This window comes from Allobosea sp. P1_B10 (genome assembly GCF_056406735.1).
This window is the reverse complement of sequence record NZ_JBFTZP010000005.1, coordinates 29,848-54,476: the sequence shown is the minus strand read 5'-3', so window position 1 is coordinate 54,476 and position 24,629 is coordinate 29,848. Positions and strand designations below refer to the sequence as shown.

General features: G+C 67.0%; 18 protein-coding genes. 4 read left to right on the top strand and 14 right to left on the bottom strand.

Annotated features, from left to right (window positions below):
• Window positions 1-29: 29 nt before the first annotated feature.
• The 3 genes from AC1D2L_RS13135 to AC1D2L_RS13125 all read right to left on the bottom strand — a co-directional run bounded on the left by AC1D2L_RS13135 (window position 30) and on the right by AC1D2L_RS13125 (window position 5,514).
• The gene (locus AC1D2L_RS13135; protein ID WP_476846577.1) at window positions 30-3,407 is read right to left on the bottom strand and encodes a helicase-related protein; all 3,378 of its coding nucleotides are present in this window, start codon (window positions 3,405-3,407) and stop codon (window positions 30-32) included.
• Between the two features lie 221 nt (window positions 3,408-3,628).
• Entirely contained in the window at window positions 3,629-4,519 is an 891-nt protein-coding gene (locus AC1D2L_RS13130) for an alpha/beta fold hydrolase (RefSeq protein WP_476846322.1), read from the bottom strand.
• 167 nt (window positions 4,520-4,686) lie between these two features.
• Window positions 4,687-5,514, bottom strand: a complete 828-nt coding sequence (locus tag AC1D2L_RS13125) for a DUF3108 domain-containing protein (protein WP_476846321.1) — start codon at window positions 5,512-5,514, stop codon at window positions 4,687-4,689.
• Between the two features lie 309 nt (window positions 5,515-5,823).
• Between AC1D2L_RS13125 and rpmB the strand changes: the two genes are divergently transcribed.
• Complete coding sequence (gene rpmB, locus AC1D2L_RS13120) at window positions 5,824-6,111, top strand: 50S ribosomal protein L28 (protein ID WP_476846320.1); 288 nt, start codon at window positions 5,824-5,826, stop codon at window positions 6,109-6,111.
• A gap of 150 nt (window positions 6,112-6,261) precedes the next feature.
• Here the strand turns inward: rpmB and AC1D2L_RS13115 are convergent, their stop codons facing one another.
• The 11 genes from AC1D2L_RS13115 to AC1D2L_RS13065 form a co-directional block, all read right to left on the bottom strand.
• The gene (locus AC1D2L_RS13115; RefSeq protein ID WP_476846319.1) at window positions 6,262-7,275 is read right to left on the bottom strand and encodes an esterase-like activity of phytase family protein; all 1,014 of its coding nucleotides are present in this window, start codon (window positions 7,273-7,275) and stop codon (window positions 6,262-6,264) included.
• The gene (cobT, locus tag AC1D2L_RS13110; RefSeq protein ID WP_476846318.1) at window positions 7,272-9,170 is read right to left on the bottom strand and encodes a cobaltochelatase subunit CobT; all 1,899 of its coding nucleotides are present in this window, start codon (window positions 9,168-9,170) and stop codon (window positions 7,272-7,274) included. Before cobT ends, AC1D2L_RS13115 begins: the two co-directional genes overlap by 4 nt.
• Window positions 9,167-9,583, bottom strand: coding sequence for a GNAT family N-acetyltransferase (locus tag AC1D2L_RS13105; RefSeq protein WP_476846317.1), 417 nt, complete (start codon window positions 9,581-9,583; stop codon window positions 9,167-9,169). The genes cobT and AC1D2L_RS13105 overlap by 4 nt, the downstream gene beginning before the upstream one ends.
• Window positions 9,584-9,591: 8 nt before the next feature.
• Complete coding sequence (locus tag AC1D2L_RS13100; protein ID WP_476846316.1) at window positions 9,592-9,948, bottom strand: GFA family protein; 357 nt, start codon at window positions 9,946-9,948, stop codon at window positions 9,592-9,594.
• A gap of 16 nt (window positions 9,949-9,964) precedes the next feature.
• A complete protein-coding gene (gene cobS, locus AC1D2L_RS13095; protein ID WP_476846315.1) occupies window positions 9,965-10,948 on the bottom strand; it encodes a cobaltochelatase subunit CobS in 984 nt (327 codons plus the stop codon).
• 206 nt (window positions 10,949-11,154) lie between these two features.
• Window positions 11,155-12,324, bottom strand: a complete 1,170-nt coding sequence (locus AC1D2L_RS13090; protein ID WP_476846314.1) for a glycosyltransferase family protein — start codon at window positions 12,322-12,324, stop codon at window positions 11,155-11,157.
• Window positions 12,324-13,568 (bottom strand): glycosyltransferase family 4 protein, encoded by a 1,245-nt coding sequence (locus AC1D2L_RS13085; RefSeq protein WP_476846313.1) that lies wholly within the window; start codon window positions 13,566-13,568, stop codon window positions 12,324-12,326. The genes AC1D2L_RS13090 and AC1D2L_RS13085 overlap by 1 nt, the downstream gene beginning before the upstream one ends.
• Window positions 13,565-14,227, bottom strand: coding sequence for a class I SAM-dependent methyltransferase (locus tag AC1D2L_RS13080; protein WP_476846312.1), 663 nt, complete (start codon window positions 14,225-14,227; stop codon window positions 13,565-13,567). The genes AC1D2L_RS13085 and AC1D2L_RS13080 overlap by 4 nt, the downstream gene beginning before the upstream one ends.
• A gap of 136 nt (window positions 14,228-14,363) precedes the next feature.
• Window positions 14,364-16,292 (bottom strand): adenylate/guanylate cyclase domain-containing protein, encoded by a 1,929-nt coding sequence (locus tag AC1D2L_RS13075; RefSeq protein WP_476846311.1) that lies wholly within the window; start codon window positions 16,290-16,292, stop codon window positions 14,364-14,366.
• 16 nt (window positions 16,293-16,308) lie between these two features.
• On the bottom strand, window positions 16,309-16,758 hold the full coding sequence (locus AC1D2L_RS13070) for a Crp/Fnr family transcriptional regulator (protein WP_476846310.1): 450 nt from the start codon (window positions 16,756-16,758) through the stop codon (window positions 16,309-16,311).
• The gene (locus AC1D2L_RS13065; protein ID WP_476846309.1) at window positions 16,755-19,487 is read right to left on the bottom strand and encodes an ABC transporter transmembrane domain-containing protein; all 2,733 of its coding nucleotides are present in this window, start codon (window positions 19,485-19,487) and stop codon (window positions 16,755-16,757) included. The genes AC1D2L_RS13070 and AC1D2L_RS13065 overlap by 4 nt, the downstream gene beginning before the upstream one ends.
• 158 nt (window positions 19,488-19,645) lie before the next feature.
• Here AC1D2L_RS13065 and AC1D2L_RS13060 point away from each other — a divergent pair, with 158 nt between their 5' ends.
• The 3 genes from AC1D2L_RS13060 (at window position 19,646) to AC1D2L_RS13050 (ending at window position 24,625) form a co-directional block, all read left to right on the top strand.
• On the top strand, window positions 19,646-20,635 hold the full coding sequence (locus tag AC1D2L_RS13060; RefSeq protein ID WP_476846308.1) for a polysaccharide lyase family 20 protein: 990 nt from the start codon (window positions 19,646-19,648) through the stop codon (window positions 20,633-20,635).
• 163 nt (window positions 20,636-20,798) lie between these two features.
• Window positions 20,799-22,670, top strand: coding sequence for an ABC transporter ATP-binding protein (locus AC1D2L_RS13055; protein WP_476846307.1), 1,872 nt, complete (start codon window positions 20,799-20,801; stop codon window positions 22,668-22,670).
• A complete protein-coding gene (locus AC1D2L_RS13050; RefSeq protein ID WP_476846306.1) occupies window positions 22,670-24,625 on the top strand; it encodes an ABC transporter substrate-binding protein in 1,956 nt (651 codons plus the stop codon). Before AC1D2L_RS13055 ends, AC1D2L_RS13050 begins: the two co-directional genes overlap by 1 nt.
• The last annotated feature ends 4 nt before the right edge of the window (window positions 24,626-24,629 follow it).

Below are 24,629 nucleotides of genomic sequence, written 5' to 3'. Positions count from 1 at the left end.
CGCGCAGCCGGCGCCGGGCCGGCTGCCGCCTACTTCTTCTCGAGTTGGGCCTTGAGAGCCGCAAGCTTGGCGAACGGCGAATCCGGATCGGGCTCGCGATCGGCAGGCCGTGGCCGCGCCGGCTGCTGGAACCGCTCGCCGCCACGCTCTTCGCGACGTGGGCCGCCGGGACGGCCATCGCGCTTGAAGTCCGGCCGGGGTCCGCGACCCTGCTCGGGACGTCCCTGGTCCGGACGGCCTTCGCCACGACCACGCGGAGCACCATCGCCACGCGGCTGCCCGCCCTGGCGCGGTCTGTCGTCGCGCCGGGGCCCACGATCGGGCCGCGGAGCGGCAGCACCCTCGGCAGCGACGGCACCCTCGACCGGAGCCGGCTGGCCCGGGACGCTTTCGCGACGACGGTCGTCGGGACGGCCGCCACGATTGGGACGATCGCCACGGCGGCCACCGGGCTGACGCTCGCCGGGAGCGCCGTCGCGCGAACCGCGACCGGCCTGTTCGGGGCGACGTCCGCCCTGGTGGCGATGCGGCCGCCAGACCTCGATCAGCTCCGGCTCGGCTGGAGCTGCCGGAGCAGCGGCCTCGGCGGTCTCGGAAACCTCGCCCTCGACGGCTTCGGACTGCGCGGCGGGCTCGGCATCGGCAACCGGAAGCGCCGACATCATGTCGGCAGGCACCGGCTCGGCCGCAGCCAGTTCGGTTTCGGTCAGGATCGGCGCATCGGCCGTCTCGGCCGCAACCTCGGCAGGCGCGTCAGACCGCGTGGCCTCGGCTGCGACGGTCTCGTCGGCAGCAGGCTCATCGGTTTCGGCAGGTGCCGGGGCGTCCTCGTTCAACATCTCCGCGGTATCGGCCGGAGCTGCCGCCTCGGACGCGGCAACGGCATCCTCGGGCTTGGCGGCTTCTGCCTTGGGCTCGGGCGGCACAGCCAGCGCCACGGTGATCGCAGGGCCCGGGCGCTTCACCGAGACATAGCCGAGCGAGCGCAGGATCGAGGCAAAGTCCTCGCCGGCACAGCCGACGAGCGAGGTCATCGCGCCGGTCGCGACGAAACCGTCCTGATCGGCCGTGCCGGTCGGGGGCACGCCCTGGGTCAGGCCAGGCCGATAGGCGATCGCCGGGCGGATCAGGTCGGCCAGGCGCTCGAGGATGTCGACGCGTACGGCACGCTCACCGCAGACGCGGTAGCCGGCGGCGCGATAGAGCCCCTTGGGGATGGCCTTGTCGACCGGGAACGAGGTCCGTCCCGACGCCGCGAGATGGGCGATGTCGTCGAGCCCGGTCAGTTCAGGGGCGCCATGCTTCAGCGTCCAGAGCTGGGCGGCAAGCGCGCGCGGCGCCGGCTTCAGCAGCGCCGGCACATAGAGATGGAAGGCACCGAAGCGGATGCCGAGCTGGCGCAAGGCCGAGCGGCCCTCCTGGTCCAGCGCCTTCATCTCCTCGCCGACCTTGGCGCGCTCGAGCACGCCCAGCGATTCCGCCGCCTGATAGGCGATGCCGCGCGCGATCCCGGTGAGCGCCGTGGCGTCCTCCAGCAATTGCAGCGGCCCGAGCAGGCGGGTGATGTGATTCTTCAGCCAGAGCGAGAGCCTGGCCTCGACCTGTTCACGGGCCTGACCCGTGAAATTCTCCTCGACGAGAAGACGCAGGCGCGGCGCGATCGCCTTGTCGCCCGCGACGAGCCGCGCCACGGGTTCACCGACCCAGCGCAGCAACCCGTCATGGGAGAGCACGAAAGCGTCATCGCCGGCGAGCACGACACGCGCCGCGCGCGCCTCGATCTCGGCCCCAAGCGCCTTCATAGCCGCCAGGTTCAGGGCTTTCGCCTCCGGCCCGCCGGCTTTCGGGTCCGCTGTGAAGCGAAACCCCTGCAGCATCCCGACGTGCTGGCCCTCGACGAGCACATCGCCCGCCGTGGTGACCTCAGCCTCCAACATTGCATTCTCCCGCAAACGACGCATCAGCACACTCGTGCGCCGATCCACAAAACGGCTGGCAAGCCTCTCGTGCAAAGCGTCCGACAGTTTGTCCTCTACAAGACGCGCAACCCCCTGCCAATGCTCTGGCTCAGGCAACCAGTCAGGTCTGTTGGCGACGAAGGTCCAGGTCCGCACCTGACTGATGCGCGCCGAAAGCGTGTCGATCTCGCCATCCGTGCGGTCCAGAGCGGCCAATTGGGCCCGATACCAGTCGATATCGAGCCTGCCATGGCGCATCAGCCTCAGATAAAGCGTGGTCGCGAGGTCCGCATGCTGCATGGGCGCTATCTTGCGATAGTCGGGCAGGCCGCAAACTTCCCAGAGTCGCTCGACTGCCGCGCGCCCCTGCGCCAGTGGTTTTATGTCAGGGTCGCGCGCCAGAATTTCGAGCGTGGTCATGTCCTCGGCGATCAGCGCGCGAGTCAGGCCCTGCTCCGTCGGCTGTACATTGAGGCTGTCGAGAAGCCCCGCGACCGAGCGCAGGTCCAGATCGGTGTTGCGCCATTGCAGCTGCCGCACCGGCTCGAAGCGGTGATTCTCGATCGCGTCGACGAGTTCGGCATCGAAGGGCGGGCAGCGACCGCTGGTGCCGAAGGTGCCGTCGCGCAGATGTCGGCCGGCGCGCCCCGCGATCTGGCCGAACTCGGCCGGGTTGAGCTTGCGGAAATGATGGCCGTCAAACTTCTTGTCGGCCGCGAAGGCGATGTGATCGACATCGAGATTGAGCCCCATGCCGATCGCGTCGGTGGCGACGAGGTAATCGACATCGCCAGACTGGTAGATTTCGACCTGGGCATTCCGCGTGCGCGGCGACAGGGCGCCCAGCACCACGGCGGCTCCGCCCTTCTGGCGCCGGATCAGCTCCGCGATCGCATAGACCTCCTCGACCGAGAAGGCGACGATCGCCGAGCGCGGCGGCAGGCGGGTGATCTTGCGGTCCCCGGCGAACAGCAATTGCGAGAGGCGCGGGCGCGTCACCACGTTGACGCCGGGCATCAGCTGCTCGATCAGCGGGCGCATCGTGCCGGCGCCGATCAGCATGGTCTCGGCTCGGCCGCGACGGTTGAGCAGGCGATCGGTGAAGACATGGCCACGGTCGAGATCGGCCGCGAGCTGGATCTCGTCGACCGCGACGAAATCAACCGCGAGATCGCGCGGCATCGCCTCGACCGTGCAGACCCAGAAGCGCGGCCGCTCCGGCTTGATCTTCTCCTCGCCCGTGACGAGCGCGACCGCATCGGCCCCGACCTTGTCGACCACGCGCTGGTAGACCTCGCGCGCCAGCAGGCGCAGCGGCAGGCCGATCATGCCGGTGGGATGGGCCACCATGCGCTCGATCGCGAGATGCGTCTTGCCGGTGTTGGTGGGTCCGAGGACGGCGGTGACGCCATTGGCCCGGACGGAACGAGGCAGGGAGCGAGGTGAAATCAAGACGCGACCAATCGTGACGGCTCGCCCAGGCAGGGTGCGGCCTCTATATCAGATTCAGGAACGAGTCCCGAACGAAGCAGGCCCGAATCGCTGACTCCGGCAGAATCGGGTTCTGTTCTCCTCGCGAGGGCGAGGCCCATCGCGCAAGCGCTTACTTAGTCATGGCTCGCGGCGAAACGAGGGGTCGGACAGCGTTTACAGGCCGGAGCCGACGCGCCTCAGGCGAAGAACTCGGAAAACACCTGCGCCGCCTCGTCTGGCGCCTCGACATGGACGAAATGCCCGGCGCTTTCGCAGAAGCTGACCTCGACCTTGTCGAAATGCTCCGGCACGAAGGCCGCCCATTCCGATTTCAGGATCGGGTCGTGGCGGCCCCAATGCACCCGCGTCGGATGATGGATCCGCACCGAGGGGGTGGGGTGCCCGTCAATGGCCGCGAGCCGCAGGGCGTTCTGGCTGCGATACCAGTCGAAGCCACCGCGCAGGTTGCCCGGCTTCATGAAATTGTCGATCCAGAGCTCGAAGGCCGGCGTGAAGGCGTCCTTGCGATGGCACCAGTGCTGCAGGAAGTAGCCAATATACAAGGCGCAGCTCTCGCGGCTGAGCCCGACAAGTGCCTCGGCCATGCCGAGCTGCTGGAAGGACTGGTACCAGACCTCGTTGACATGCCCGTCATGGACCCAGCGCGCGCCGACATTGGAGGTCGCGCAGTTGAAGAACAGCAAACGGTCGACGAGGGAGGGATGCCGGCGCGCCAGGGCCTGCGCGGCATAGGAGCCGACATCGTGGCTGGCGACACCGACCGGGCCCAAATCCAGCATCGCCAGCAGGGCCGCCATGTCGTCGGCATGACTGTTGGCGCCGACATCGCTGCGCGGGTCCGCGGACTTGGCGCTGTCGCCGAAACCGCGCAGATCCGGCGCGATCAGGTGGAAATCGGGATGCAGCCGGTTGATCAGCGGCAGCCATGTCATCCAGAACTCAGGCCAGCCATGCAGCAGCAGGACCGGCGTCCCGCCCGCGCCAATCTCCGCAACATGCAGCATGGTGTCGCGCACCGCGATCTGGCGATGGCGCAAGCCTGGAGGCGTGGCAAAGTCACTGGACATAACGGCTCCGGATGCTGGCGTCGGCGCAGGGTAACGCTGCGTCGGCAGGAGCCGCAATCCGTCGCCGGCACATGGCACCAGTCCCGAAACGCTTCTCCACAGCTGCAACCCCAGCGCGAGCGCCAGGTTGCGACGACAGGAGAGCGCTCAGGCCGTCGCGGCCACGTTCAGTTGCCCTTGGTCGTGCTTGCCGTCAAGCCGGGGTCGACCTTGAAGCTCGAGGCCTCGATCACCGCGGTCCCGATCATCGTCTTCACCGAGATCCGCACCGGCACCATCACATTCGTGCCCGCGACGGGGGCGAGCCAGGTCGAGATTTCCTTGTTCTCGGCCATGAACTTGGTGCTGGGCCGAAGCGCCCTGTGTCCGGCGATCGGGACATAGCGCGCCTGGCAGATCGCGACGGAACCGCTATAGCCCTCCATCTTGACCTCGCGCGTGCCGGCATAGCTCAGCTTGATGTCGTAGCGTGCCGCACCGTCGAAGATCGGCAAGGTGCGGTTGCAGGCGCTGGCGCCGCCGCTCTTGCCCTCGACCGGCATCAGGAAGGCGCTCAAGGGGTCGATGACGTTGCGCTTGTGGCTCTCGGTCAGCGGCACGCGATCGGGCTTGGAATCGATCGGCGGCTCGATCTCGACGCCTGCGACGCTGCCGCCGTCGAGCGCCATGCGCACGGTGCGGCTCTCGCTCGAATTGGCGGAGTTGATCGCGAAGCTGGTGGCGACAGGCTTGCCGCCATTGAGGTTTCCGGTGGCGATGCCTGAGCCGCGCCCGCCTGTGAAGCCGCCGACCAGCCCGGTCAGCTTGGCCACCACGTCGAGCTTGTAGCCGGAACCGTCGATGCCGCCGGCGAGATTTGCGGTACCCAGCGTCAGGCCGAGCAGGGAAACCTCATATTTGGCGGCGAGCGAGGCGGCCTGCGCGGGCACATATCCGCCTGCCAGCATCGCAGCCAGAACCAAACCCGCCATGGACGGCGCAATGGCGGGTTTCATCCAAATCCTCCTGGCTGAAAAGCGTCCTGATCCGCATGCACTGCGAATCGGTCCGAATCGTGACTTGGCACGACATTTGGCCACGGACCTTGCTCGAACGTTAAAGCGACGGCTACACGTTTGCGCCATCGCGGGGCGCTCCGATTTTTTCTCGGCCAGTCTGGCGTCATTGGCCGGGTTCGTCTTGACGCCGCGTTCGGGCTTGGCTATGGAACCGCAACTTGAATTTGACCTCCGGTATTCATGTCCGGCACGTCACGTGTCGGCATTTTTGTTTGAACCAGCCGGTTGGATGTAAGGAACGATGCCATGTCCCGCCGTTGCGAACTGACCGGGAAAGCCACCCAGACCGGTCACCTTGTGAGTCACTCGAACCGTAAGACGAAGACCGTCTTCCGTCCGAACCTCGTGAACGTCACGCTGCAGTCCGATTCGCTTGGCCGCTCTGTGCGCCTGCGCATCTCGGCCAACGCGCTGCGCACCGTCGACCATCGCGGTGGTCTCGACGCCTTCCTGGTCAAGGCTCCGGCCGGCGACCTCTCGACGGGCGCCTTGACCCTGAAGCGCGACATCGAGAAGAAGCTCGCCGCCGTCTGAGCGGGTTTCGACCTCGTGACTGAACGAAGCGGCCGCAAGGCCGCTTTTTTCGTTTGTCCTATAGCTCTCGTCATTGCGAGCGCAGCGAAGCAATCGAGACCGAAGTGCGCTGCCGCCCCTGGATTGCTTCGCTTCGCTCGCAATGACGGGTCAGGCTGAGGCCAGCTCGAATTCCAGCAGGACAGTGCGCTGGATGAACGAGAAATTGTCGTCGGAGATCAGCGTCAGAACGGTCTTCGCTCCGTCCCGGTGGACGCAGAGACCTTCCATGTTGTCGATTTCCTGGCCCAGATCGGCCTCGATCAGATAGGGCCCGTCGAGCAACGCGCCGGGCTTCAGGCTCGCGCCCGCGATCCTGCGGATGCGCATGCCGACGCCGCGCAGCGGACGATACCAGCGTTCCAGCAGCACAATGTCGCCGCCCGGCAGGAAAGCCATGTCGGTGATGTCGTAACCGTCATGGCGCGCGACCTTGAACAGGCCGGGCTGGCGTCCGCCCAGAATCACGCCCAAAGTCGCCTCGTCCTCGGCGTCCGAGCGCTCTGAAATCGCAACGACTGCGCCGGCGAGCGGGTGGCCGGCCGGCACGACGGCAATCGCCTCCAGTCCGCGATTATTGGGCAGCCGCTTGACCTCGCGAGGCACGGCGACGATGCGGGCGCGTGCGGCGACGCCCTCGCGTCCGAAATCGAAGCGCAGGACGTCATGCGTGCGCTCGACGCCGAGATAGGCGACGCCGTCGGCTATCGCGAGGCTCTCGGTGTCGAAGTAGCGCGAGCGGTGCAAAGGGCGCCCCGACGCGCCCAGGATCGGCGCCAGCTGTGCCTCGTCGAGCCCGACGATGCGGCCGCCCTCGCTGCGGGCCTTCGCTGTCAGCCAGAAGCCGTTATCGGTGACCGCGACGAGGTCCGAGCCGTTCTCCGAGCGCCACAGCCCCGAGAATCCGCCGAAGCGCGGATGGTTGCCGGTGAGTACCAGGCCGCCTCGGAAAGTCAGCGCGCCGAAACGCGTCTTCTCGGGATTGCGCGGCTCGAAGCTTCTGACCGCTCGCGTCGAGATGACGACCGGGATCAGCGGCTGCTCGGGCGCCTGCGCCCATGCGCCGGCCGCGCCGAACGGGGCCGCGGCAAGCCCGGCCAGGACACCGCGCCGCGTCAATCTCATTGCAGGCGGCGCGACCCACGCGATTTCGACGGGAGCCCGGCATCGTCCTCGAAGAGCTCGGCCAGCTTCTCGGTCATCACGCCACCGAGTTCCTCGGCGTCGACGATGGTGACCGCGCGGCGGTAGTAGCGCGTGACGTCATGGCCGATACCGATCGCGATCAGTTCGACCGGCGAGCGGGTCTCGATCTCGGCGATGATATGGCGCAGATGCCGCTCGAGATAATTGCCGGCATTGACCGAGAGCGTGGAATCGTCGACCGGCGCGCCGTCCGAAATCACCATCAGGATCTTGCGCTGCTCGGGCCGCGCCAGGATGCGCTTATGCGCCCAGTCCAGCGCCTCGCCGTCGATGTTTTCCTTCAGCAGGCCCTCGCGCATCATCAGCCCAAGGTTCTTGCGCGCCCGGCGCCACGGTGCATCCGCCGCCTTGTAGATGATGTGACGGAGGTCGTTGAGGCGGCCGGGATTGGGCGTCTTGCCCGATTGCAGCCAGCTCTCGCGCGAAAGCCCGCCCTTCCAGGCGCGCGTCGTGAAGCCCAGAAGCTCCGTCTTGACGCCGCAGCGCTCCAGCGTGCGGGCGAGAATGTCGGCGCAGGTCGCGGCGACCGTGATCGGCCTCCCGCGCATCGAGCCGGAATTGTCGATCAGCAGCGTCACCACGGTGTCGCGGAAGTTGACGTCCGATTCCTGTCGGAAGGAGAGCGGCTGGTAGGGGTCGATGATGATGCGCGGCAGGCGCGCGGGGTCGAGCGCGCCCTCCTCCAGGTCGAACTGCCAGGAGCGGTTTTGCTGCGCCATCAGGCGGCGCTGGAGCCGGTTGGCGAGGCGCGCGACGACGCCCTGCAGATGTGCCAGCTGCTTGTCGAGATAGGCGCGCAGCCGCGTCAGTTCCTCGGCGTCGCAGAGTTCCTCGGCGGTGACGACCTCGTCGAACTTCACCGTAAAGGCCTTGTAGTCGGTCTGCGGACGGTCGTTCTGCTTGCCCTCTCGCGGACGCGGCGCCTCGCCGGCCTCCTCGGACTCAGACGATTCGTCCTCGTCTTCCCAGTCGCCCGCGGGAGCGTCGGTCGCCTCGGAGGCGCCCTCCTGCAGTTCCTCGGTCGCGTCCTCGCTGACCTCGGTCTCCGACCGGTCGCCCTGGCTCTCCTGCTCGGCTTCGCCGTCCTGCTGCTGCTGTTCCTCGGACGACTGGTCCTGGTTCTCGTCGTCCTCCTCGTCGTCCTGGCCTTCGCTGGTCTGCTCGGCCATGTCGAGCGAGGCCAGCATGTCGCGCACCGTGCGCGAGAAGGCGCGCTGGTCCTCGACGGATTTGGCGAGCCGGTCGAGGTCGCCCCCGGCCTTGGTCTCGATCACGTCGCGCCAGAGATCGACGAGCTTTTCGGCAGCCTTTGGCGGCTTCAGTCCGGTCAGGCGCTCTCGCACCATCAGGGCGAGCGCGTCCTCGAGCGGCGCGTCGGCGCGGTCGGTGATCTCCTCATAGCGGCCGCCGCGATGATAGCGGTCGTCGAGCATCGCCGTGATGTTGCCGGCCATGCCGGTCATGCGACGCGAGCCGAGGCTCTCGACCCGGGCCTGCTCGACGGCATCGTAGACGGCTCGCGCGGCGTCCCCCTCGGGGGCGGCACGACGGTGCACGGCGGCGTCATGGCAGGCCAGCCGCAAGGCCATCGAATCCGAATGTCCGCGCAGGATCGCGACATCCTCGGCGGTCAGCTTGCGCGGCGGTTCGGGCAGGCGGGCGCGCTCGCCCACCAGCGAGGGCTTGTCGGCAGCGAAGACGATTTCCATCTCCGGGCGGCGCGCGATCGCCTTCATCGCGCCAGAAATGGCGCGCTTCAGCGGCTCCGCTGGCGCTTCCTTGGTCTGACCGGGCTTGCGGTTGGAGATGCTCATAGCGCCTTCGTGAAATGATGCAGCGTGTGACCGGCCACCGGATAATCCGCCATCCGGCCATATTCGCGATACCCCATGCGCGGGTAGAAATCCGGCGCCTGAATGCTCATCGTCCCGAGAAAGACGCCCTTGGCGCCGTACTCCCGAGCTTCCTGTTCGGCCAGCGCCAGCAGCGCCTCGCCATGCCCGGCGCCGCGATGCGCCTCGTCGATCCAGAGCAGGTCGACATAGAGCCATTCCCACTTCAGTTCGCCGACGAGGCCCCCGACGATCGTGCCGGTATCGTCGCGCAGGCTGATCGCCACCGGCCTGGGATTGCGTGGCCCGACACGCGCCTGGTTATGCGCCGTCAAGCCGCGAAGGACCGCCTCGCGCGTCTCGTCCTGACTGGCTTCGACGGTGATCGCGGCCATCACAACTCCTAGCGCGAGCGGCCGTCGTAGACGGTCGGGCTCATCTCGCTCGGCTCGACACCCGCCAGGCAGCGCACATTGACGGCGACCGTCGGCGTGCCGTCGGGCATCGCGCCCCGCGAGAACGACTGGATCCCGCAGGTCTCGCAGAACAGATGCTGGAGCTTGCGCGAGTTGAACCGGTACTCGGTCAGCGCATCCTCACCCTTGTCGAGGCTGAAGGACGTCGCGGGCGCGAAGGTCAGCATGAAGCCGCGCATCTGGCAGTACGAGCAGTTGCAGGCGACGGTGCGGTCGAGATCGGCCTCGACCGTGAAGCCGACCCGCCCGCAATGGCAGCCACCCTGATAGCGCGCGCTCGCCATGTCCCTGCGCTTCCCCTCAGCTGAGGACCACGTTCACGGCGCTCTCCGGCAATTCCTTGCCGAAGGAGCGCTGATAGAACTCGGCCACCAGCGTGCGCTCCATCTCGTCGCACTTATTCAGGAAGGTCACCCGGAAGGCGAAGCCAATATCGCCGAAGATCGCGGCGTTCTCGGCCCAGGTGATGACCGTACGCGGGCTCATCACGGTCGAGAGATCGCCATTCATGAAGGCGTTGCGGGTCAGGTCCGCCACGCGCACCATCTTGTCGATGGTCGCCCGGCCCTCGGGCGTGCCCTGGAAGTGCTTGGACTTGGCGAGAACGATCGCGACTTCGTTGTCATGGGGCAGGTAGTTCAGCGTGGTCACGATCGACCAGCGGTCCATCTGGCCCTGGTTGATCTGCTGCGTGCCGTGATAGAGGCCCGACGTGTCGCCGAGGCCGACCGTGTTGGCGGTGGCGAACAGCCGGAAGCACGGGTGAGGACGGATGACGCGCTTCTGGTCGAGCAGCGTCAGCTTGCCCGACTGCTCGAGCACGCGCTGGATCACGAACATCACGTCGGGGCGGCCGGCATCGTACTCGTCGAAGACGAGCGCGATGTTGTTCTGCAGCGCCCAGGGCAGGATGCCGTCCTGGAATTCGGTGATCTGCTTGCCTTCCTTCAGCACGATCGCGTCCTTGCCGACGAGATCGAGGCGGGAGACATGGCTATCGAGGTTGACGCGCACGCAGGGCCAGTTGAGGCGGGCCGCGACCTGCTCGATATGGGTCGACTTGCCGGTGCCGTGATAGCCCGAGATCATCACGCGGCGGTTATGCGCGAAGCCGGCGAGGATCGCGATCGTGGTGTCGCGGTCGAAGCGATAATCGGGATCGAGGTCCGGTACATGGGCCTCGGTCTTGGAATAGGCCGGCACTTCCAGGTCCGAATCGATCCCGAAGGTCTGGCGCACCGACAGCTTCATGTCGGGCAGGGCCGGTGCGTTCGTCGTCGTCATTGTCTGTCTCCAGGCATGGGGCAAGGCCGGGGAGAGGTCCGGTTGTCCCAGAGCCGACCGAAAAGGGAGGCGTATCGATCCCTAGTTAGAGCGAAAGCGCGGGAGCGGCAATTCGCAAAGCTGTCAGGCGGCAATTCGCGGCAGGCATGCCGGACCCAGCTCCGGCAGCAGTCTCGCAAGCCACATGCCACGAGCAACGCGGCAGATCAGGATCGATTTCCGGCGCGGCCGGACAGACGATCTTCGATCAGCGCGACCGTCCGCGCCGCGCCGTCGCGTTCGATCGCCGGGGCGCCCGGCAGCCCAGAGGCCAATGCGGCCGAGACGGAACCGGCCAGCACTTTGGGCGTCAGCGGCTCCGCCCCCGCCAGGCGCAGGCACATCGCGAGCCCGGCCTTTGCCATTGCATCGGCCCGGATCGCCTGCTCGGTCTCGTTGCCGGCATCGAAGGGCACGACGATCGCGGGCCGCCGCGCCGCGACGAGATCGAGCACCGTATTGTAGCCGGCCTGGCTGATCGACAGCGCGCAAGCCGCGAGCAGCGCCGGGAAATCGGGCCGCGCCCATTCTACCGTGACGTGATCGGGAGCCGCGCTGCGCAAGCTCTCATACGCTTCTGGCGCCGTACCGCGCCCGACAAGGATGCGCCAGGGCCGGGACGGCCCGAGCAGCCGCGCGGCCTCGATGCAGAGGTTGAACAGCGGCAAAGCCGCCCCAGAACCTCCACCGGAGACGAGAATGTCCCTGGTCTCCGTGCCGCGACCCTCATCCTGAGGAGGCCTGTGGGGGGACGTCAGGTAACCCGTGTAAAGCAGCCGCCCCGCAAGGTCAGGCGAGACCGGCCAGGAGGCCTCCAGCGCCAAGAAGCGATCGTCGCCATGCACCAGAACGCCGTCGAAATGCGCTGCCAGCCGCCGCTCGGCCTCCGCGACCCGGTCGGCGCGGGGCGCGACCAGCACATCGCGGATCGAGGCTAGCACCAGCACGTCCGGATTGGCCGCCCTCGCCGCCGCGATCAGTCCCAGGAATTCATCCGCCAGCTGCCGGCGCCCGAAGGGGAAATGCTCGGTTATCACGACATCGGGCTTGAGGCCGGTCGCCAGTCCTGTCAGTGCGTCGAGCCGTGCCACGCGCCTGTCGGCGTCGATGGGCTGGCCGGCCTCGTCGAGCAGATTGCGGAAATCCACGCCCTCGACTTTGACCGGCGGCAGTTGGACGAAGCCAAAACTCTCCCCTGCCCCGCCCCGCAATGGCATCCCGCCACTGGCCAGCGAGACCTGATGCCCGGCCGCCGCCAGCGCCCGCGCCAGATGGCTTGCGCGCACCAGATGGCCGCTGCCGAGCAGATGCGTGACGGCAATCAGGATCCGCGCCATCAACCCCTCCCGGCCGAGTCGGCAAGTCGTGCATGGACCCGGTCGAGTCCCGCTGCCGCCGAAAAGGCGCTGGTCAGGCGCAGATGAGCGGCAGCGCCCAATCTGGCGCGACGCTCGGGATCGCCTGCGAGCTCGCCAAGCTTTCGGGCCAGCGCCGAGACATCGCCCGGCGCTACAAGAACACCCTCACGGTCGTCGCCAATAAATTCAGGAATGCCGGCAAAATCGGTCGCCACGATCGGCAGCGCCTGGCTTGCCGCCTCCATCACTACATTGGGCAGGCCGTCGCGATCGCCGTCACCCGCCTGTTTCGAGGGCAGCACGAACAGATCCGCCTCCCGCAGCGCGGCGATGACGTCGCCTTGCGCCTTGGCGCCAGCCCAGGTGACGCGCTCCGAGATGCCAAGCGAAACCGCCTGCTGCTTCAGCGCCGCGAGCTTTTCGCCGCCCCCGATATGCGTCAGCCGCCAGTTGAGCCCGGCGGGAAGCTGCGCCAGGGCCGCCAGCAGATCATCGAAGCCCTTCTTCTCGACGGCGCGGCCGACCGTGACGAAACGCACGGGGTCGGCGGCGTCGGCGCCATCGCGTAAGACCCGCGCAGGCGGGTCCGGAAAGCGAGAGAGCTCGAGCCCGTGATAGAGCAGTGCAACCTTGTCGGTCGCATCGGAGAGCCGTTGCAGCTCGGCATGCCCATCCTGTGTGCAGGTGACGCCCCATTGAGCGGCGGCGATCTTTTCACGCTTCTCCCAATCGGGCGTGGTCCAGATGTCCTTGGCATGGGCCGAAAACGACCAGCTCAACCCACGCAGCAGCGCGGCATAGCGGATCACTGAGGCCGGCGTGTGCAAATAGTGCACATGCAGGTGCGCGATGCCCGCCGGCAGTTCGCGCGCCATCACCAGCGCCTGGCCGAGCCGGCGCAGGCGGTTGCGCGTGGGGTCGCGGACGAGATCGCGCAGGAACACGAAGGCGAGCCGCGGCAGCGCCGGCCGGCGCAGGGCGCTGACGGCTCCGCGCCAGACACGGGCCGGCTCCTCATGCAGGTATTCCGGGAGATAGCTCACAGGCGCGGTGATCTGCCGGTGCATCAGATGGCGGTCGACATCGGTCGGCCGGCGCAGCGACCAGATCGCGAAATCCAGGCCGCGCTGCTGCAAGCCCAGCAGTTCCTGCGCGATGAAGGTCTCCGACAGGCGCGGATAGCCTTTCATCGCAATCGCGACGCGCGGCTCCGGAACGCTCATCGCGCGCCGATCAGCATGAAGCGCGTGTAGTTCTTGCTCGGCAGTTCGCCCGCGAACCAGACCTCGGACAGCCCGGCCTGCTCCCGGAAAGCGTCGAGAGATGGCACGCAGCTGCGATGGTCGGGCTCACGAACATAGTCGTTGGACTGCAGCAGCAGCGGCAGGCCGGCCGGCAGGCTGGACAGCCAGCCCGGCACGTCGTCGAGATGCTCGCAACTGGTGTTGATGACGAGGCCGGGCCGGACTGCCTCGGCTGCGAAATCCAGCGCCATCATATCGCGGGTCACCGCACGGAAGCGGTTCTCCCTGACATGACGCCGGTTCAGTTTTTCAGCGACGGGCGCGCAGCCGGGATCGATGTCCAGGCTGACGATCTCGGGGATGGCGAGCCTCTCGTCGTCGAGCAGCATCGCGCCGAGCACGCCGTACCAAGCGCCAAGCACCCAGACCGGCCCGGCAGGCTTGGGCAGCGCCTGCGCCATCGCATCGACCAGCCAGCGTTTCGAAGCGATCTGCTTGTGATTGAAGGCGATCCACAGCTCGGGTGGCATCTCCGTCCCGACGAGCTTTGCGAGGTCGCCGACGACCCTGTTGCCTGTCAGGGCCGCAACCCCGCGCAGGATGTCGAAGAAGGCATCGGGGGGCGTCTGACTGGTCATGGCATCGCTGGCGCGTGGGGTTAGGGCGGCGGACCATAGGCAAGCAGGCACGCGAAGGCCAGCGAGCCGACGCCTGGTTCACATGGTTGCGAGGCGTCGCCCGCGCCAATGCGTGACGGCCGGCACGGGCGAGCCCTTAGACGTCCTCGCCGCCCGCCTTGTCCGGTGCCGTAGCCTTCGGCGCGCGCTTCGCGCGCGGGCGACGCGCCCGCGGGGTCGGAGGCTGCGTCGGCTGCTCGCCATCCTCGGCAAAGGTCTCCGCGATCCCGACGGCTGAACTCGCCGGAACGGAGACGGCCGCGTCCTCCACGGCAGCCTCGCCGCCGCCTGCCGCCACCGGCTCTAGAACCGGAGTGGCGATGGCCTCGTCCCTGTCGTCGCGCTCGACCAGATCGGCCGCGCTGGCAAAACCATAGGCTGTCAGCGGCTTTTCGCGGCCCTTGATGCCGATCTTCAGCAGCGTGGTGCCGCTATAGCTGCGTCCGGCCGTGCGAACCGTGTCCTCCGAGACGACGAGATCGGCCAGGACCCGCCGCGTCGCCGATTCCAGCTGGCTTGCGATCATCACGGTCGCGCCGACCGTGATCTCCTGCCGCCCGATGCTGCCGTTCTGGATCGCGCCGGTGATCGCCTGTCCGGTGTGGATGCCGATGCCGATCCGCAGTGGGAGCGGCAGGGCGGCGCCGAATTCGCGGTTCAACGCCTCGACGGCGCGCAGAATGTCCCCTGCCGCGACGATCGCTGCCTGCGCCGCGTTTGCGGGCGTTCCCTCCAGGCCGAACACGGCCATGAAGCCGTCGCCGTAGAAGGCGTCGATGCGCCCGCCATGAGCCGTGATCGCCTGCGCCATCTCGTCGAAGAAGCGGTTCAGCAGGCCGATCAGTTCCTGCGGCAATTGCCGCTCCGAGAGCGCCGAAAAGGCCCGCAGGTCCGCGACGACGACCGTCAGGCCGCGCTTGCCGGCATTGGCTTCCGGCTCGTTGGCACGCGTCGCGCTGCCGAGCCGCGAGGCCAGCAGGATCTGGACCTGGACGTCCTGGCGCGGCCTGATCTGGCAGGCGAGCCTGACGCCGTCGGGCGCCGCGATCCGACGCAGCAGCCTTGCTTCGTTGGGGCCGGCGGGACCCAGCGCCTCGGCACCGTCCAGCACCAGCACGCGGCAGGTGCCGCAGCGGGCGCGGCCGCCGCACAGAGCCGCATGTGGAATGCCGAAGCGCCGGAACATCTCGAGCACCGTCAGGCCCGGTGTCATCTTGCGCACGCCGTGGCCGACGAAGCGCACCGTGATGCTGCGCGAGGTCCGCACCCGGATCTCGCGGATCGCCACGAAGCTGACGAAGCAACCCACCAGCCCGTAGAAGATGCCTTTGCCCCAGGTGACGTTCTGGTTGAACATCGTCACCGCCGAATCCGTGTAGACCTCGGGCGGCATCTGCATCAGCGCCGCCTCGCGGCCAGCGACCGCAAATCCGATCAGCGCCAGGACTGGTATCAGGATGGCGGCGAGCATGAACGGGTCGCGCCAGCGCTGGTAGCTGTCGCGCGAGCGCAGCGAGAAATGCAGGCCGATGATGCCGTGCACCCAGACCAGCAGCAGAAGCAGGCTCTGCGTCGTCGCCAGGCTTGGCCAGAGCCGGCGCAGCACGGCATGATAGCTCTCGTCGAGTTCGAAGAAGCGCCCCATCACCCGCGTCCCGACGATATGGTCCACGAGGAAGAGCGGGATCGCCAGCCCGAGCGCGATCTGCAGCATCTCGCGCACCGGCATGCGGAAGGTGCGCCGCTGCGCCACGCGCAACAGCGCAAAGAACGGATGCACGACCAGCGCGCCGTAGAGCAGCACGGTTCCCGGCCAGGAATGCCAGAGCCAGTAGCGCCAGCCCTGCACGGTCTCCATCGCGTGCACGCCGGCAATGCCGACCGCATGGTTGAGGAAATGCGTCGTCGCAAACAGCAGCAGGACGATGCCAGAGGCAAAGCGGATATCGCGGCTCAACGACGAGACCTGATCGATCCCCCCGCCCAATCCCTGCCTCTTGCCGCCAGTCGTCGGGGACAGGCTCATGCGGAGATGCGCCCCATCAATGGACCTTCTCGTCTTGCAGCACATGGTCGGCGAGGCGGTAGAGCCTTGCCGCCAGGTCGCGCGCCAGCGCCAGGCTGAAATCGGGGATCGTCTCGAGCAGCTCGAAGAACAGGTCCCTCGGAAGTCTCAACGTGGTGACGTCGCTCTTGGCGGTCACCTCGCCGAGATAGCCCTGGCCCGCCAGGATCGGCACGTCGCCGATGATGCTGCCCGTCGCCAGCAGGAAGCTCTTGCCGCGTCCCTCGCTGCGCTTGTGTGCGATCTCGACCTCGCCCTCCAGCACGACATAGACGCCTTCAGGCTCCTCGCCTTCGCCCACGATACGCGTGCCGGCGGAGTAGCGCAGCTTCTCGCCCATCAGCGCGACGAGCTTGAGCCGCGGCGCCGGGAGGGAATGGAAAAGCGGCAACCGCCTCAGGCAGCCGACATCCGTCTCGAGCGTCATGGTCTCGCCTCCATCCGTTCTGCGACGGGACGCGGCGGAGCCGTACCCGCCGCCGCCTCGTCGTCGCTCCGGTCGTCATCCTCGATCACGCCGGACGGCCCGTTGAAAACGACCCGCGGCGAAATGCCCGTCGCAAGAGTAGCATCCCCCAGAAGAAGGAACAGTGTCATCCCCGCGCAATGCTTGCGCAGGCGCTCGATCAGGGCCGTGGGATCCTTCGTCGTGGCGGCCAGGCCCGTGACGTCCAGCACCGCCACCTGCGGCACCTTGATCAGAGCCTGCGCCAGCGGCACCGCCAGCCTCAATCTGGCGGGCAGATAGCGCCCGCGAATGCCGCAATCGGTGTTGAGTCCAATTCGATAGAGCTCGCCGTCCAGCCCCGCTCGCTTCAGCGCGGCTCTCACGATGCCGGCGACCTTCTTGCCCGCATCGGCGACGCCATAGCCGGTCCGTCCGAACATCAGGTTGTCGCGCAGGCTGGCGCCGACCATCACCTTGTCGGGATCGTAGAAGGCGACGTCGCCACCGGCATCGGCCGGCAGATGGGCCTTGAAGCTCGCCCGGGCCCGCAGGAGCCGCCTTTGCAGGGGCTCGTCGAGCAGGTTGAGCCGATGCTTGGGCTCGATATAGCCGAGCGCGAGGGCGACCACGTCGCGCTCGGTCTCGGAATCGAGCGGCGCGCGCATGTCATGCTTGCTCAGCGTCGCCGACAGGTCGCGCAGCCTCTCCATGTCGAAGCCGGAGCCGAAGGAGTAGCGCTCGAACAGGGCATGGCCCTGCGGCAGGCCCGCGAAGATTTCGACGACAGTCGCGACGATGCGCGACCCGACATCGACGAGCGGCTCGACAAGGGCCTCGGCGGTCAGGATCGCATGCGCATAGGGCTCGAACAGCAGCGTCTCGTTGGCGAAGCGCGGGCCCATGCGGGCACCGAAAATCAGGTTCTCGGCGATCGACGCATTGGCATTGTAGCGCTCGGGATCGAAGGTCTCGATCAGCCCCGACAGCTTGCTGCGACTGAGCTCGTCGGCCACGGCGTGGCGCGCCAGCACGACCTGGTCCTTGGCCTCGGAGCCGAGCGAAGCCACCACCTTGCCGTCGAGGCCGAGTTCATAGACATCCTCGGCGCAGCCCAGCACGTCGAGGACCTCGCGGATATGGGCATCGAGCGAGGTCGCATCGCTCAGGCCCGCCCCCTCGTAATCCGTCCAGTCCGCTGTGAAAGCGAACGGCGTATTCCCCGAGCGGATCGCCTCGATGAAGCGCAGATGCTCCTCCTGCGGCACCTTGCCGGCGGGCTTTGCGTCCGGCCGGCGTCGCTTCAGCGGCAGCAGGATATTGTCGCGCAGCGTGCCCGCGATGATCTCCGTGTCGGTGCCCGCATAGCCGATCATGTGGCTGGCGCGCTCCACCGAGAGGCGGGCCAGGATGCAGGTGTCGATCAGAACGCGGCCGGAATAGGACATCGCCTGGCGCCCGATGATGCGACCCAGCATCTCGCGGGCGCCACCGGCCGGGCCGATCACGGCGACGGCGCCCGGGCGATGCAGCCGCAGGCTCAGCGGCGTCAGCAGGGGCTGCCCGCGATTGTCGAGCATCTGCACGGCGTCAAGCCGCATATCGCCCTGCTCGGGAAGGCGCTTCACGCCATCCGCCTCGTCGAGCACCACCGCCTCGTCGGTATTGAACTGCGCGATCACCTGCTCGTATTTGATCGTGACGTCGTTGCGCTGCTGGTCCCAGTCGATCAGCTCCTTGATAGGCGGCGGCAGGTCGCGATAGGCGGCGATCACCGCGACGAGCTGGCCGATGTCGAGCCGACCCTGCACCGCGAAGAAACCGCCCACCGCGTAGAAGAAGAACGGGGTGATCTGGGCGAGGAGGTTGTTCAGGAACTTGACCGCGAATTTGCGCTTGTAGAGCGCGTAGCGGATGTTGAAGAGGTTGCCGAGGCGGGCTGCGATGTCCGCCTGAACATAGGTCGTCGCGCCATGGCCCTGGATGGTCGGCCCGGCATCGACGATCTCGCCGATGCGCCCGGCAAGCTGGCGCGAGGCGATCTGGCGCTCGCGGCCCAGCCGCAGCTGCTCCTTGCGCAGGATCGGAATGACGATCGCCTGGATCAGCACGATCACCAGCGCGATCGAGCCCAGCCAGACGCTCTGCGCCATGATGAAGACCAGCGCCGTCAGCGCCTGGCTGAGCAGGAACACCGGCTGGATGAAGGCATCGCCAACGAAGCCGCCGATCGGCTCGACCTCGTCCTTGATCATGCTCGCGACTTCCGCCGGCTTGACCGCGCGGATGTCCTCCGGCCGGAAGCGCAGGAGCTGGCTGAACAGGTCGTAGCGCATGCGCCGCAGCATGCGCTCGCCCAGAATGCCCTTGCGCAGGTTGATGACGTATTTGAAGGCGCCGTTGATCAGCACAAGCACGAGAAAATAGCCGCTCAGGCCGAAGAGCAGCCCGAGCTGGTTGACCTGGAAGCCTTCGAACACTTTGTAGCTGGCGCCACCGAGCCAATTCGGCAGGTGCAGAGTGAAGTCGAGCAGCGTCGCCGTGGTCTTGCCGTCCTTGAACGCCCCTCCCTGGATGGCGTCATTGACGATGCGCTTGGGCACGTCGAAGGACGCCCAGTAGAACGGGATCGAGACAAGGATGATCGCGAGCACGATGAGCTGCTCGCCGCGGCTCTTCAGCCAGATGTAACGGAAGAGGTTGGTCTCCAACGGAAATCCTGTCCGGCGCGCCGGCTGCGCGCCCGTCTTCTTCTCGCAAGACAGCATATGTGTGTCAGCTTGTGGCTCAGCGCAATGCGAGACGGATGGGGGGCGGGCTTGCTCCAGCGGCAGCGGCATGGTTCGATCCCGGCTGGCTGGAGGATTTGATGTCGTTTCGCGGTCTGGACCGGTTGCATATGCTGATCCCGGCAGCGCTGGTCTTCGCCTGCCTGGCGGCTCCCGCGAATTCCCAGCCGGTCGATGCCGGCGATCTCGTCCTGAGGGACGATTTCGAGATCGGGCGCTTCGACCCGAAAGGTGGCCTGTTCTACAAGAACAATGCCGAGCAGCGCTCCGGCCGGGTCGCATTCCAGACCGGCAACGTCCATTCCGGCCGTGCCGCGCTGACCCTGTCGGTCCAGCCCTCCTGCAAGCTTGAGGCGCCCAATTGCAGCGAGCGCGCGGAGGTCTGGGAAAAGCCCGAGGTTCTGGCGCCCTATGACAAGCCGCTCTGGTACGGCTTTGCGCTTTATCTCGAGGACCCGGTTCCACAGGATGACGGGCGCTATGTCCTGGCGCAGTGGAAGCGCGAGATCATCAGCGGCGCCGAAGGCGACTACTCGCCCTTCCTCGCGCTCAGGCTCTATCAGGGCAAACTCGGCATCACCGTCGAGACCGACCTGATCGAATCTTTTCCGATCGGCGGGCCACAGCGCCCCGATGGCTGCCGTCCCGGGGAGGCCCGTGTGCTGAGCCGGCCGGGCGACGGCCGCCAGACCCGCGCGCTCGTCGCCATCGAAACCAACACCACCGCCGCCAACTATCCCGACTATTTCGATTCCTGCGCGCCCGGCATCAGCGTGACGCATCACGCCGACCTGCCCCCCGCGCAGCAGGGCTGGCTCGACTTCGTCTTCCGCGCGCAGCCGGGGCCGGGCGGCGACGGCCATATCGAGATCATCGCCAATGGCATGGCGATCGCGACCGTGAAGGGCCATATCGGCCATGTCGGCCCCGGACTCGACAAGAACCAGTACTTCAAGTTCGGCCCCTACCGCGCCCCGCATCACCAGGAGTGGAGCGTGAGCTATGATGATTTCCGGCGCGGCCCCCGTTGCACGGACGTCATCCGCGCCGGACAATGTCCAGCGCCATGACGGCAAGCCGAGGCCATTGGCAAAACTGCGCTTTCGACGTCTAGTAGCCTGCGCTCGGGGTAACGGAAGGCTCAGACCTTCCCTACATGTCGTTTGAGCGCGATAGGATGAGATTGCCCGTTCTTTCGGGCAACTTTTGCGGTTGTGTTGGCGTTGGCGAAACATGGACATCCTGCGGATCAGTGACCTGCGCATCGGCTTCACCGTTCACGGGCTGTCCCGCGAGGTCGTGAAGAGCGTCGACCTGCGCGTTCCGCAGGGCAAGACGGTCGCGCTGGTCGGGGAATCCGGCTCGGGAAAATCGGTGATCTCGCAGGCGATCATGGGGTTGCTGCCGCGCAATGGCGGCGTCACCGGCGGCGAGATCCTGTTCCGCGACCCCGAGATGCCCGGCAGTTCGATCGACATCGCCGGCCTTGAGCCGGAAGGCCGCGAGATCCGCAACCTGCGCGGCGGCCGCATCGGCATGATCTTCCAGGAACCGATGTCCTCGCTCTCGCCGGTGCACACCATCGGCAACCAGATCGAGGAGGCGCTGCAGCTGCACCGGCCGACGCCGAAGGCAGAGGCACGCGCGCTCATCGAGACCATGCTCAAGCGCGTGGGCTTCAAGGATCCGCACCGCGCCTACGGGCTTTATCCCTTCGAGCTCTCGGGCGGTCTGCGCCAGCGCGCCATGCTGGCCATGGCGCTGATCTGCCAGCCGGCCTTGCTGATCGCCGACGAGCCCACGACCGCGCTCGATGTCACCATCCAGGCCCAGGTGCTGGACCTGATGCGCGATCTCCAGGCCGAGATGGGCATGGCGATCCTGCTCATCACCCATGATCTCGGCGTCGTCGCCAACATGGCCGACGAGGTCGTCGTGATCTATCACGGCGAGATCATGGAAAGCGGCCCCGTCGAGGACATTTTCCGCAGGCCGCGGCATCCCTATCTCAAGGCCCTGCTCAAGGCCTCTCCGCATTTCGACATGGACGAAGGCGAACGCCTGGTCGCGCTTCGCGAGGCGCGGCCGCGCGCCGCTGTCGCCGTGCGGCCAGCGCCCCCCGAAGCCGCCGCCCCGCTGCTGAGCGTGCGCCACCTGCGCAAGACCTACACCACCGGCTCGCGCAAATTCTTCGGCAAGGGCACCCTGTCGACCCTTGTGGCGGTCGACGACGTCTCCTTCGACATCAGGCGCGGCGAATGCCTCGGCCTCGTCGGCGAAAGCGGCTGCGGCAAGACCACCGTCAGCAAGATCATCATGCGCGCGGTCACGCCCGAGCAGGGCGAGATCATCTTCGACGACGGCAAGTGCCGCACCGACATCCTCGGGCTCGAGGGCGAGGCGTTGCGCGCCTTCCGCCCGCGCGTGCAGATGATCTTCCAGGACCCGGTCTCGTCCCTGTCGCCGCGCATGACCGTGATGAACATCCTGCGCGAGCCGTTGGTGGTGCATGAACGTGGCGCAAGCGGTGCTCAGACGGACCGCGTCAAGGCGCTGATGGAGGATGTCGGGCTCGATCCCCGCTTCCTCAACCGCTACCCGCATTCCTTCTCCGGGGGCCAGCGCCAGCGCATCGGCATCGCGCGGGCCCTCGCGCTCGACCCGGAGTTGATCATCTGCGATGAGCCGGTCTCGGCGCTCGACGTCTCTGTCCAGGCGCAGATCCTCAATCTGCTCAAGGATCTGCAGGCAGAGCGCGGCCTGACCTTCCTCTTCATCTCGCACAACCTTGCAGTCGTGAATTACATGGCAGACCGCATCGCCGTGATGGCCAATGGCCGCATCGTCGAGATCGCGCCGCGCCACGCTTTGTTCAACCGGCCTGTGCATCCCTACACCCGGGCGCTGCTCAAATCCGTGCCCTTCGCCGATCTCGACCGCAAGCTCGACTTCAAGCTGGTAGCGCCCGGCGGCGCCTCCGATTCCCGGCACTGGGACGCAGCCTTCAGGCAGGAGCCCGATGGCCCGGCGCTTCAGCATCTGCCGCTCGGCGACGGCCATTTCGTCCTGGCGCAAGCCGGCGCTTCCCTCCGCGAGGTGGCCTGATGGCGCATGACCGCAACACCCTGACCCGACGCCGGGCCCTTTTGCTGGGCTCGGCCGCATTGGCCGCCACCGGCCTGCCGCGCCCTGCCGGAGCGCAGCCGGCGCCGGCGCAGTTCATCGACAGCCCCTTCCTCGCTGCGCAGGTGAAGGCCGGGACGCTGCCCGAACTCAGCCTGCGCCTGCCGAGCGTGCCCCGGATCGTCACCGTCGCCGGCGAGGGCAGGCAACCCGGCAAGCATGGCGGCACGCTGCGGATGCTGATGGGCGACCAGCGCGACATCCGCATGATGACGCTCTACGGCTACACCCGCCTCGTCACCTATGATGAAGACTTCGAGCTGGCAGCCGATGTGCTCGAGAGTTTCGAGGAGCGCGACGGCCGCATCTTCACGCTCAGGCTGCGCCCGGGCCATCGCTGGTCCGACGGCTCGGCCTTCACGACGGAGGACTTCCGCTACTGGTGGGACGATATCGCGAACAACAAGCGGCTTTCGCCGGGCGGACCACCCCAGGCGATGCTCGCGGGCGGGGAGCCGCCGGTTTTCGAAGTGATCTCTCAAACCGAGGTGCGCTACAGTTGGCCGAAGCCTAACCCCGTGTTCCTGCCCTCGCTGGCCGGTGCGCAGGCGACGACGATCTGCATGCCCTCGGGCTATCTCAAGCAGTTCCACGAACGCTACGCCGACAAGCTGACGCTGTCCTCACGGGTCAAGCTGGCGCGGGTTAAGGACTGGGGCTCGCTGCATGAGCGGATGTCGCGCAGCTATCGGCCCGAAAACCCGGAGCTGCCGACGCTCGACCCCTGGCGCAACATGACGCCGTTGCCCGCCGAACAGTTCTCGTTCCAGCGCAACCCCTTCTTCCACCGGATCGACCAGAACGGGCGACAGCTGCCCTATATCGACGAAACCCTGCTGACCATCGGCACCAATTCGCTGATCCCCGCCAAGGCCGCCGCCGGCGAGGCCGATCTGCAGGCGCGCTATCTGCGGTTCGACAACTACACTTTCCTGAAGGACGCCTCGAAGCGGATGGATTTCGACGTCCGGCTCTGGAAGCGGGCCGAGGGCGCCTATTTTGCCCTGATGCCCAACCTGAACGCGATCGATCCGGTCTGGCGCGATCTCAACCGCGACCTGCGCTACCGCCGTGCGCTTTCGGTTGCGATCAACCGCCGGGACGTCAACAAGGTCATCTTCTTCGGACTGGCCAAGGAGAGCGGAAACACGGCGCTGCCGGAAAGCCCGCTCTACAGTGCCGAGAACGCGCAGATGTGGATGGAGCAGGACAAGGCGCTCGCCAATCGCCTGCTCGACGAGATCGGCCTGACAAAGCGCGACAGCGAGGGCGTGCGCCTGCTGCCTGACGGGCGCCGCCTGGAATTCACCGTCGAGACCGCTGGCGAGAGCACCGAAGAAACCGACATCCTCGACCTCATCAAGCAGGACCTGTTCTCGGTCGGCATCAAGATCTATCCGCGCTCGACCCAGCGCGATGTTTTCCGCCGCCGTATCGTCGCCGGCCAGACCATCATGTCGGCCTGGTCGGGGATGGACAACGCACTCGTCGCAGCCGACATGGAGCCCGACGCGCTGGCCCCCACCTCCGCCTCGCAGTTCAACTGGCCGCGCTGGGGCCAGTATGTCGAGAGCGGCGGCCGCGAGGGCGAGAAGCCCGACCTGCCCGAGGTCCAGCAGTTGATGCGCCTCTACAATGAATGGCGTTCCAGCACGACCCATGCCCAGCGCCGGCTGATCTGGCAGGAGATGCTCAGGATCAACGCCGAGCAACTCTTCACCATCGGAATCGTCAACGGCACGCTGCAGCCGGTCGTGGTCTCTCGCTCGCTCCGCAACGTCCCCGAAAAGGGGCTCTACAGCTTCGAACCCGGCGCCTTCTTTGGCCGCTACATGCCCGACACCTTCTGGTTCGACCAGGCCCGGGCGAAAGTCTGAACCG